Origin of the sequence: Castellaniella hirudinis (genome assembly GCF_047468865.1) — a bacterium.
GTDB classification, from domain to species: Bacteria; Pseudomonadota; Gammaproteobacteria; order Burkholderiales; family Burkholderiaceae_B; genus Castellaniella; species Castellaniella hirudinis_A.
Window position 1 is genome coordinate 30,246 of sequence record NZ_JBLGTV010000013.1, and the last position, 11,034, is coordinate 41,279.

At 67.3% G+C, this 11,034-nt stretch carries 9 protein-coding genes; 7 read left to right on the top strand and 2 right to left on the bottom strand.

Translation table 11 applies throughout. The features are described from left to right. The first annotated feature begins 14 nt into the window (after positions 1-14). Positions 15-1,376, top strand: coding sequence for an aspartate aminotransferase family protein (locus ACMHYJ_RS13820; RefSeq protein WP_414246765.1), 1,362 nt, complete (start codon positions 15-17; stop codon positions 1,374-1,376). Here ACMHYJ_RS13820 and ACMHYJ_RS13825 read toward each other — a convergent pair. Next, entirely contained in the window at positions 1,360-2,262 is a 903-nt protein-coding gene (locus ACMHYJ_RS13825) for a LysR family transcriptional regulator (protein WP_414246766.1), read from the bottom strand. The two genes, ACMHYJ_RS13820 and ACMHYJ_RS13825, sit on opposite strands and share 17 nt — an antisense overlap. Before the next feature lie 131 nt (positions 2,263-2,393). Between ACMHYJ_RS13825 and ACMHYJ_RS13830 the strand changes: the two genes are divergently transcribed. The 3 genes from ACMHYJ_RS13830 to ACMHYJ_RS13840 are packed head-to-tail and all read left to right on the top strand — an operon-like array spanning position 2,394 to position 6,421. Then, a complete protein-coding gene (locus ACMHYJ_RS13830) occupies positions 2,394-3,581 on the top strand; it encodes an acyl-CoA dehydrogenase (protein WP_414246767.1) in 1,188 nt (395 codons plus the stop codon). 10 nt (positions 3,582-3,591) lie between these two features. Further along, the gene (locus ACMHYJ_RS13835; protein WP_414246768.1) at positions 3,592-4,911 is read left to right on the top strand and encodes a CaiB/BaiF CoA transferase family protein; all 1,320 of its coding nucleotides are present in this window, start codon (positions 3,592-3,594) and stop codon (positions 4,909-4,911) included. Between the two features lie 55 nt (positions 4,912-4,966). Continuing rightward, entirely contained in the window at positions 4,967-6,421 is a 1,455-nt protein-coding gene (locus tag ACMHYJ_RS13840) for an NAD-dependent succinate-semialdehyde dehydrogenase (RefSeq protein ID WP_414246769.1), read from the top strand. A 92-nt stretch (positions 6,422-6,513) separates the two neighbouring features. On the opposite strand, the gene ACMHYJ_RS13845 is transcribed toward ACMHYJ_RS13840, so the two are convergent. After that, positions 6,514-8,016, bottom strand: coding sequence for an aldehyde dehydrogenase family protein (locus ACMHYJ_RS13845; protein ID WP_414246770.1), 1,503 nt, complete (start codon positions 8,014-8,016; stop codon positions 6,514-6,516). Between the two features lie 185 nt (positions 8,017-8,201). Here ACMHYJ_RS13845 and ACMHYJ_RS13850 point away from each other — a divergent pair, with 185 nt between their 5' ends. The 3 genes from ACMHYJ_RS13850 (at position 8,202) to ACMHYJ_RS13860 (ending at position 11,030) form a co-directional block, all read left to right on the top strand. Further along, complete coding sequence (locus tag ACMHYJ_RS13850; protein WP_414246771.1) at positions 8,202-9,383, top strand: NAD(P)/FAD-dependent oxidoreductase; 1,182 nt, start codon at positions 8,202-8,204, stop codon at positions 9,381-9,383. Positions 9,384-9,453: 70 nt separating this feature from the next. Continuing rightward, the gene (locus tag ACMHYJ_RS13855; RefSeq protein ID WP_414246772.1) at positions 9,454-10,116 is read left to right on the top strand and encodes a helix-turn-helix domain-containing protein; all 663 of its coding nucleotides are present in this window, start codon (positions 9,454-9,456) and stop codon (positions 10,114-10,116) included. Next, entirely contained in the window at positions 10,113-11,030 is a 918-nt protein-coding gene (locus ACMHYJ_RS13860; RefSeq protein WP_414246773.1) for a delta(1)-pyrroline-2-carboxylate reductase family protein, read from the top strand. The genes ACMHYJ_RS13855 and ACMHYJ_RS13860 overlap by 4 nt, the downstream gene beginning before the upstream one ends. The last annotated feature ends 4 nt before the right edge of the window (positions 11,031-11,034 follow it).

Consider the following 11,034-nt stretch of genomic DNA (forward strand, 5'->3'; position numbering starts at 1 on the left):
CTCAAGGATCCGCCATGTATACACCCGACAGCCTGGCCCATAGCGACGTGGCCTACCAGTTCCATTCCTACACCAACGCCCAGCGCCTGCGCGAAGAAGGCCCGTGCATCATGGCGCGCGGCGACGGCATCTACGTCTATGACACCGACGGGCGCCAATACATCGAGGCCATGGCGGGCCTCTGGAGCGTGGCCCTGGGCTTCAGCGAGCCGCGCTTGGCCCAGGTCGCCTACGAGCAGATGCAAAACCTGCCCTTCTACCATACGTTCAGCCAGAAATCCAACATCCCGTCCATCGAGCTGGCGGAAAAACTCATCGGCCTGACCCAGGGCCGCATGGCGCAGGCCTTTTTCACGAATTCCGGCTCCGAGGCCAACGACACCATCGTGAAAATGGTCTGGTACTACAACAACGCGCTGGGCCGCACCCAGAAGAAAAAAATCATCGCCCGCCAGCGCGGCTACCACGGGGTGACCGTGGCGTCGGCCAGCCTGACGGGCCTGCCCGGCAATCACCGCAGCTTCGACCTGCCCCTGCCGCGCATGCTGCACGTCAGTTGTCCGCATTGGTATCGCGAGGGTCTCCCCGGCGAGACCGAAGCCGCCTTCGGCGACCGCCTGGCGGCGGAACTCGAAGCCCTGATCCTGCGGGAAGGCCCGGACACCGTCGCCGCCTTCATCGGCGAGCCCGTCATGGGGGCGGGCGGCGTGGTGGTGCCGCCGGAACACTACTGGCCCAAGATGCAGGCCGTGTGCCGCAAATACGACGTGCTGGTGATCGCCGACGAAGTCATCACCGGATTCGGCCGCACGGGGCATCTGTTCGCCTCGGAATTGTTTGGCATCGAACCCGATTTCATGACGCTCTCCAAGCAGCTGACCTCGTCGTATCAACCGCTGGCCGCCGTGCTCATGAACGAGCGCGTGGCCTCGGTTCTGGTGCGCCACAGCGGCGAGCTGGGCAGTTTCGGCCACGGCTACACCGCCAGCGGCCACCCCGTGGCGGCGGCGGTGGCCCTGGAAAACATCCGCATCATCGAAGAACGCCAGTTGGTTGCCCACGCCGCCGAGGTGGGCGCGGTGCTGCAGCAGCGGCTACGCGCCCTGGCCGATCACCCCCTGGTGGGCGAAGTCCGCGGGGTTGGCCTGATCGCCGCCGTCGAGCTGGTGGCGGACAAGGCCACCCGCCAGACCTTCGACCCCGTCGGCAAAGCGGGGGCCCTGGCCGCGCGCCAGGCCCAGAGCCACGGTCTGATCCTGCGCGGCATCCAGGACACGCTGGCCTTCTGCCCACCCCTGATCATCACGGCGCAACAGGTTCACGCCCTGGCCGACCGCTTCGAGCAGGCGCTGGAAGATGTCACGCGCGCGCTGTAGCGGCGGCTTCGGGGCCGGCCTGCCGGGTCAGCCAATCCCTGAAGGCCACCAGCGCGGGCTGGCCCAGCTTGCGTTCGGGCACGATCAGGTGGAAAGCCCGCTGGCCGGGGCCGCTGTGCGGGTTCAGGACGGTCAGGCGGTTTTCGGCCAATTCCTGCTGGATCAAAAACGGCGGGATCAGGGCCACGCCCAGGCCGTCGCTGGCGGCCTGGGCCAGCATGGAAAAAAGCTCCAGCCGCATGCCGGCCATATCCCCGGGCTTGGGCTGTCCAGCCGAGACAAACCAGTCGCGCCAGGCCGTGGGGCGCGTGCTTTGCTGCAGCAAGGGCAAGGCGGCGATCCCGGCGGCATCCAGCGGGCCGCGCGCCAGGGCCGGGCTGCACACCGGCAGCGGGTTTTCGTGCATCAGGAAAAAAGCCTCCGTGCCCGGCCAGCGCGGGTCGCCCGAATAAATGGCGGCATCGAATTCGGTGTCTTCAAACAGAAAGGGCCGGGTGCGGGTGGCCATATTGATCTGCAGGCCAGGCCGGGCGCTGCGCAGCTGCGCCAGCCGGGGCAGCAGCCAGCGGGTGGCGAAGGTGGGCACCACGGCCAGTTCCAGCACCCCGCCCGATTGATGCGCCATGACGGCCTGGGTATCGCGTTCCAGCGTGTCCAGCTGACGGCGCACCAGCCGGGCGTAGCGTTCACCCGCGTCGGTCAGGCGCACGCCCCGGCGCACGCGCTGGAACAGCAAGACCCCCACCAGGGCTTCCAGGCCGGCCACCTGTCGGCAGATGGCGCCCTGGGTCAGGGACAGCTCTTGGGCGGCGCGGGTAAAGCTTTCGTGGCGGGCGGCGGCCTCGAAGGCCAGCAGGGCCTGGGTGCTGGGCAGGCGTTTACGCATTTTTACGCCTTTAAGGTGTGCAATAAATTCATAGATAGCCCAGATTATATCGGTTGTGCCCTAACAATTATCGCTATAGCATGAGTAATCATCACTCATAAAACTTTCAACCGAAATCACAGGAGAACCCTATGTCTGCCTCGCGTCCCTCGTTTCAGTGGCTCGACCCCCTGCTGCTGGATCAGCAACTGACGGATACCGAACGCATGGTGCGCGACGCGGCCCGCGCCTACGCGCAAGACCGTCTGCTGCCCCGGGTGCAGCAGGCCTTTCGCCACGAACAGACCGACCCCGCCATTTTCCGCGAAATGGGCGAACTGGGCCTGCTGGGCGCCACCATCCCCGAAGCCTACGGCGGCGCGGGCCTCAACTACGTCTGCTACGGCCTGATCGCGCGCGAAGTCGAGCGCGTCGATTCCGGCTACCGCTCGATGATGAGCGTGCAAAGCTCGCTGGTCATGGTGCCCATCAATGCCTTCGGCACCGAGGCCCAAAAAGAAAAATACCTGCCCAAACTCGCCAGCGGCGAATGGGTGGGCTGCTTCGGCCTGACCGAGCCCGATCACGGCTCGGATCCCGGCGCCATGGCCACCCGGGCGCGCAAAGTGCCCGGCGGCTACCAGCTGACCGGGGCCAAGACCTGGATCACCAACAGCCCGATCGCCGATGTCTTCGTGGTGTGGGCCAAGGACGAGGCCGGCGATATCCGGGGTTTCATCCTGGAAAAAGGCTGGAAAGGCCTGTCCGCCCCAGCGATCCACGGCAAGGTCGGGCTGCGGGCGTCCATTACCGGCGAAATCGTGCTGGACGAGGTCTTTGTCCCCGAAGACAACATCTTCCCCGACGTGCGCGGCCTGAAAGGCCCGTTCACCTGCCTGAATTCCGCCCGCTACGGCATCGCCTGGGGGGCCTTGGGGGCGGCCGAGGCCTGCTACGAGACCGCGCGCCAATATGTGCTGGATCGCAAGCAGTTCGGCCGCCCCTTGGCCGCCAACCAGCTGATCCAGAAAAAGCTGGCCGACATGCTGACGGAAATCACGCTGGGCCTGCAGTCGGTGCTGCGCGTGGGGCACCTGAAAGACCAGGGCGAGGCGCCGGTTGAAATCACGTCCATCATCAAGCGCAATTCCTGCGGCAAGGCGCTGGACATCGCCCGCACCGCCCGCGACATGCTGGGGGGCAACGGCATCTCGGACGAATTCTGCATCGCCCGCCATTTGGTCAACCTGGAAGTCGTCAACACCTACGAAGGCACGCACGATGTGCATGCCCTGATCCTGGGGCGGGCCATCACCGGCATCGCCGCCTTCGCCAACTAAGGAGGCCGCCATGGCACAGCCGCCCGACACCGCCGCTTCCCCGCCCAACGCCCAGCCAAGGCCCGGGGACGCGCCCGCCGCCCCCCACGCCGCGCAGGATGGCGGCCCGCGGGCCGCGCTGGCCGGGATCCGGGTGCTGGATCTCTCCCGCGTGCTGGCCGGCCCCTGGGCCACGCAGATCCTGGGCGACCTGGGCGCGGACGTCATCAAGATCGAACGCCCCGGCAGCGGCGACGACACCCGGGGCTGGGGCCCGCCTTGGATGCCGGACGAACACGGCCAGGATTCCCGGGTGGCGGCCTATTACCTGTGCGCCAACCGCAACAAACGCTCGGTCACGGTGGATATGGCCAGCCCCGAAGGGCAGGCGCTGATCCGCCGGCTGGCGCTGGAATCGGACGTGCTGGTCGAAAACTTCAAGGTCGGCGGCCTGGCCCGCTACGGCCTGGACTACGACAGCCTGCACGCGCTGAATCCCCGGCTGGTGTATTGCTCGATCACCGGCTTCGGGCAAACCGGCCCCTACGCCGAGCGCGCCGGTTACGACTTCCTGGTTCAGGGCCTGGGCGGGCTGATGAGCATCACCGGCCGGCCCGACGACGAGCCCGGCGGCGGCCCCATGAAAGTGGGGGTGGCCCTGACCGACATCCTGACCGGCCTGTACGCCGCCAACGCCATCCAGGCCGCCCTGGCGGCGCGCCGGCACACAGGCCAGGGCCAGCACGTGGACATGGCCCTGCTGGATGTGCAACTGGCCTGCCTGGCCAACCAGGCGATGAACTACCTGGCCACGGGGCACAGCCCGCAGCGCCTGGGCAATGCGCACCCCAGCATCGTCCCCTACCAGGATTTTCCCACTGCGGACGGCCACATGATCCTGGCGATCGGCAACGACGGACAGTTCGCCCGCTTCTGCCAAGAGGCCGGCCAGCCCGACCTGGCCCAGGATGCCCGCTTTGCCAGCAACCGGGCGCGGGTGGAAAACCGCGCCGCCCTGATTCCCATCCTGCGCCACATCACCACGGCCCGCACCACGGCGCAATGGGTTCAGGCGCTGGAATCCCGCGCAGTGCCCTGCGGCCCCATCAACACGCTGGAACAGGTGTTCGCCGATCCCCAGGTACGCGCGCGCGGCCTGAAAATCGACCTGCCCCACCCCCAGGTGGGCCGGGCACCCCTGGTGGCCAGCCCCATCCGTCTGTCGGACACGCCGGTGGACTACCGGCTGCCGCCGCCCGGCCTGGGCGACCACACGGACGAAGTCCTGTCGCAAGTGCTGGGCCTGGACGACCAGGCGCTGGCGGCATTGCGCGACAGCGGTACGATTTGAATGAACCCACGGGCCGGCGGCAGACACCGCCCCCCTAAAAACCTAGGAGACCCAAATGCTGCAACTGAAGGAACCCGGCCTGCTGCGCCAGCAGTGCTATATCAACGGCCAGTGGCGCGATGCCGCCGATGGCGCCGCCGATCCGGTCATCAACCCCGCCACCGGGGAGATTCTGGGCAAGGTGCCGGTGATGGGCGCGGCGGAAACCCGCGAGGCCATCGAAGCCGCGCAGGCCGCCTGGCCCGCCTGGCGCGCCCTGAGCGCCAAGCAGCGCGGCGACATCCTGCTGAAATGGCACCACCTGATGCTGGCCCACGCCGAAGACCTGGCCCGCATCATGACCGCCGAGCAAGGCAAGCCCCTGGCCGAGGCGCGGGGCGAAGTCGCCTACGGGGCCGGTTATTTCGAGTGGTATGCCGAAGAAGGCAAACGGGCCTACGGCGAAGTCATCCCCGGCCCGGCGGGCGACCGCCGCGTGGTGGTGCTGCGCGAACCCATCGGCGTGTGCGCTGTCATCACGCCCTGGAACTTCCCCTCGTCCATGATTACCCGCAAGGCGGCGGCCGCTTTGGCGGCGGGCTGCCCGATGGTGGTCAAGCCCGCGCCCGAAACCCCATTTTCCGCCCTGGCGCTGGCGGTGCTGGCCGAACAGGCCGGCGTGCCGCCCGGGGTGTTTTCCATCATCACGGGCGACGCCCCGGCCATCGGCGGCGAAATGACCGCCAACCCCATCGTGCGCAAACTCAGTTTCACGGGCTCCACCGAAGTCGGCCGCCTGTTGTACGCCCAAAGCGCCGCCACCATCAAGAAACTCTCGCTGGAACTGGGCGGCAACGCGCCCTTCATCGTGTTCGACGACGCCGACCTGGACGCCGCCGTCGAAGGCGCGATGATCTGCAAATATCGCAATACCGGGCAAACCTGCGTGTGCGCCAACCGCCTGTACATCCAGGACAGCGTCTACGACGAATTCGCCCGCCGCCTGGCGGCCAAGGTGGCCGAACTGAAAGTGGGCAACGGCATGGACGAAGGCGTCAACCAGGGGCCGCTGATCGACCAGGCCGCCCTGGAAAAAGTGCGCAGCCATGTGCGGGACGCCGTCAGCAAGGGCGGGCACGTGCTGGCCGGCGGCCAGCCGCACAGCCTGGGGGGCACCTACTTCCAGCCCACCATCCTGACCGGCGTGACCGCCGACATGAAAGTCGCCACCGAGGAAACCTTCGGCCCCGTGGCGCCCCTGTTCCGTTTCAAGGACGACGCCGAAGTTATCCGCCTGGCCAATGCCACCGAATACGGCCTGGCCGCGTACTTCTACAGCCGCGACATCGGCCGCATCTGGCGCGTGGCCGAAGCCCTGGAATACGGCATGGTGGGCATCAACGCCGGGGTGCTGTCCAACCCGGCCGCGCCCTTTGGCGGGGTCAAGCAATCCGGCCTGGGGCGCGAAGGTTCGCGCCACGGCCTGGACGATTACCTGGTGATCAAATACCTGTGCATGGGGGGAATTTAAGCCGCTGATATCCGGCGTGCCTTGGCGGCATCTCTGACGTCAGCGGCCACGCGGACAGCGGACACCACCAGGGCTGGCGCCTCTCCCGCCCCTCAATCGCCAAACTGTATTCCCTGAGCCAGGGGCAGTTCATGCGAATAATTGATGGTGTTGGTCGACCGCCGCATATAGGCCTTCCAGGCATCCGACCCGGACTCACGCCCGCCGCCGGTTTCTTTCTCGCCCCCGAAAGCCCCGCCGATCTCGGCCCCGGAAGTGCCGATATTGACGTTGGCGATACCGCAATCCGAGCCCGTGGCGCTGATGAAGGCCTGGGATTCGCGTAAATCGGTCGTAAAGATGGCCGACGACAAACCCTGCGGCACCGCATTGTGCATGGCCATGGCTTCGGCGAAATCCCGATAGCGCATCACATACAGGATCGGGGCAAAGGTTTCGCTGCACACCAATTCCAGCTGGGACGGCATTTCGACAAGGGCGGGACGCGCATACCAGGCATCCGGGTAGCGATCCGCCAGGGCGCGTTCACCGCCGGTCACCACCCCGCCGGCCTCGCGGGCGCGATCCAGCGCCTGCCGCATGCCCTCATAGGCCGCCTGGTCGATCAACGGCCCCACCAGCGTGCCGGCTTCCAGCGGGTTGCCCACGGTGGCGCTGGCGTAAGCGGTCTTCAGGCGGGCCAGCAGATCGTCCGCCACGGATTCGTGCACGATCAGGCGGCGCGTGGTCGTGCAGCGCTGGCCGGCCGTGCCGATGGCCCCGAACAGAATCGCCCGCACGGCCATATTGAGGTCTGCCGACGGCGCCACGATGATGGCATTGTTGCCGCCGAGTTCCAGCAAGCTGCGGCCAAAGCGCCGCGCCACGCGCGGCCCCACCTCGCGCCCCATGCGGGTGGATCCGGTGGCCGAGACCAGCGCCACGCGGGCATCGTCGACCAGGGCTTCGCCCACGTCCCGATGGCCGATCAGCACCTGCAGCAGGTCGGCCGGGGCATCGGCCCCGAAGCGCTCGCAGGCGCGGCGGAAGATCGCCTGGCACGCCAGGGCGGTCAGGGGGGATTTTTCGGAGGGCTTCCAGATGACCGGATCGCCGCACACCAAGGCAATGGCGGTGTTCCAGGACCAGACCGCCACCGGGAAATTGAAGGCGGAAATCACGCCCACCACCCCCAGGGGATGCCAGGATTCGAGCATATGGTGGCCGGGGCGCTCGGACGCGATGGTGCGGCCATACAACTGGCGCGACAAACCCACGGCAAAATCGCAGATGTCGATCATTTCCTGGACTTCGCCCTCGCCCTCGGCGGGGATCTTGCCGACTTCCAGCGACACCAGGCGGCCCAGGGCCTGCTTTTGAGCGCGCAGTTCTTCGCCCAGCAGACGCACCAGTTCTCCCCGCCGCGGGGCGGGCACCGCGCGCCAGCGCAAGAACGCCTGATGCGCGCGCGCCGCCATGGCGTCGACATCCTGCGGGGCATGGCAAGCGACCCGGCCCAGCAAGGCGCCATCTATCGGGGAATGCACGGCCAGATCGCCCTGCGCCAGGCTTTCAGGGGACAGGCCCAGGGTTTTCAGTACTTCATGGGGGGACATCGGATGCTCCTTTTGCATGCGTGAATCCGCTAAGAAAACCAGAATAGCACGCAAGCAAATAACTGCAAATTATTTTCTCCACGGGAAAACACCTACATAAATCAGAAAAATTTAAATCCACAATAGACAACAACCGGGCAACAGACCGCGCTTCGAATCGCCACTTTCTCCCAGGAGCACTTTGGATGGCACAACCGCATTTCGACGTCGTCATCGCAGGCGGCGCCGCCATTGGCAGCGCCACGGCTTATTTCCTGACCGCCGAGGCCGGCTTCAGCGGCTCGGTGGCCGTCATCGAGGCCGACGCCAGTTACCAGCACAGCGCCACCGCGCTGTCGGCGGCCTCGATCCGACACCAGTTCTCCACCCCGGAAAACATCGCCATGTCGCTGTTCGGCACCCAGTTCCTGCGCCAGTTCAGCCAGCGCATGACGGTGGACGGCGACTGCCCGGATCCGGCCTTCCACGAAGGCGGCTACCTGTTCCTCGCTTCTGGCGCGGGTCTGGACATCCTGCGGGACAACCACCGCCTGCAAAGCAGCCTGGGCGCGGACATCGCCTTGCTGACGCCCGCCCAGCTGCAAACCCGCTACCCCTGGCTGAACACCGCCGACCTGGCGGGCGGCGCGCTGGGACTCAGCGGCGAAGGCTGGCTGGATGCCTACGGCATGATGCAGGGCATGCGACGCAAAGCCATCGCCCAGGGGGCCACGTATATCAACCAGCGGGTCGCGGGCCTGGATCACGCCAACGGCCACGTCAACGGGGTGCGCCTGGCCGACGGCCAGCGCATTTCGTGCGGGGCGGTGGTCAACGCCGCCGGCACCGGCGCGCCCGCCCTGGCGCAGGCCGCGGGCATCGACTTGCCCGTGCGCTCGCGCAAGCGCAGCGTGTTCTATGTCACCTGCCCCCAGCCGCTGCCCGACTGCCCCATGGTGATCGACCCCAGCGGCGCGTACTTCCGCCCCGAGGGCCAGGGCTTCATCATGGGCATCTCCCCCCCCGCCGACCAAGACCCCGACGCCACGGACTTCGACGTGCAATACGATTTGTTCGACGACATCCTGTGGCCCACGCTGGCGGCCCGCGTGCCCGCCTTCGAGGCCCTGCGCTGCGGCCGCAGCTGGGCGGGCCACTACGACATGAACCTGTTCGACCAGAACCTGATCCTGGGCCTGCACCCCGCCATCGACAACCTGTACTTCGCCAATGGCCTGAGCGGCCACGGCATGCAGCAGGCGCCGGCCATCGGCCGGGCCCTGTCCGAACTGATCACCGCCGGAAAATTCCAGACGCTGGACCTGTCCCGCCTGGGCTGGACGCGCATTCTGCAGCACCAGCCCATCATCGAACACAACGTGGTCTAGCGCCCTGTCCGGCTCATTGCATCCGAATCGGCAGCACACGCACCATCCCCCGCACGAGAACACCCGCGCCATGCAAGAAACCGTACTCACCGAAGCCCAGACCCAGGCACAGAAATCCGCCCTGGCCGAACGCCTGAAAGCCTTGCGCCTGCAGCGCGGCCTGACGCAAGGGCAGGTGACGACCGCCAGCGGGATTTCCACCCCCACGCTGTCCAAGATCGAGAACGGCCAGTTGTCGCCCACCTACGACGTGCTGTTGCGCCTGGCCCACGGGTTGGGGGTGGACGTGGCGGCCTTGTTCGCCACCACGCAATCCCACATGGGGGCCGGCCGGCGCAGCATCGAACGCCACGACAGCGGCGAAATCCATGACACGCCGCTGTATCACCACCGCCTGCTGTTTTCCCAGCTGGCCAACAAGGCCATGATGCCGTTCGTCACGCGCATCAAAAAACACCATCTCCACGCCGACGAAGGCTGGAGCCGCCACGAAGGCGAGGAATTCGTGTTCGTGCTGGCGGGGCAAATCCAGTTGCACACCGAGTTCTACCAGCCCGTCGATCTGTCCCGGGGCGAAGGCTTCTACATCGACAGCCGCATGCGCCACCGCGTGATCAGCCTGGGCGACGCGGATGCCGAAGTCCTGTGGGTCAGCACCACGCCCGACCTCGGCCCGAAAACCCAGGCGCGCCCCGACCCGCCCCTCACCCCCCAGGAGCATCACACGCCATGAGCCCCTCGCCCATGATGGTATTGAACGCCGCACAAACCCAGGCCTGCCTGCCGTGGCCCGCGCTGATGCAAGCCATCGCCCAGGCCGCGCGCGACCTGAAACAGGGCAAAATCCAGGCCCCGCCGCGCCAGGCCGTGCCCTTCCCCCAGGGCGGGGTGCTGCTGTCCATGCCCGCCACCGCCGCCGACATCGGCGTGCACAAACTGGTCAATGTGGTGGCGGGCAACCGCGAACGCCAGTTGCCCACCATCCACGGCATGGTCTCGGTCTATGACGGGCAGACCGGGCAGCCGAGGCTGCTGCTGGACGGCCCCGCGGTCACCACGCGGCGCACCGTCGCGGTGTCCATGCTGGGCCTCTCCCGCCTGCTGCCCGGCGGCCCGCGCCACGCCACCGTATTCGGCACGGGCACGCAGGCCGGCGGCCACATCCAGGCGCTGCGGACCCTGCACCCCGACTGCCGGATCGACCTCATCGGCCACACTCCGGCCAAGGCGGCCGCGCTGGCGCAATCCCTGTCCCTGCCCCAGCTCCAGGCCGTCGCCCAGGTGGCGGAAACCAGCGATCTGGTCATCACCGCCACCACCAGCGCCGATCCGGTCTACGCACTGCCGGCCCGCGCGGGCCGGCTGGTGATCGCGGTGGGCGCCTATCGCGCCGACCTGGCGGAAATCAGCCCGGCCACGCTGCGGGCCAGCACCGTCTATGTCGACGAACTGGAAGGGGCCCGCCACGAAGCGGGCGACCTGCTGCAGGCGGGCATCGCCTGGGATCGCGTGTTCGACCTGACCGACCTGCTGGATCACGCGCCGCCCGCCGGGCCCTGCGTCTTCAAAACCGTCGGGTGCGCCGCCTGGGATCTGGCCGCCGCCCGCTGCGCCCTGGCGCATCAACCGCTCACTACCTTGGACTGAACAT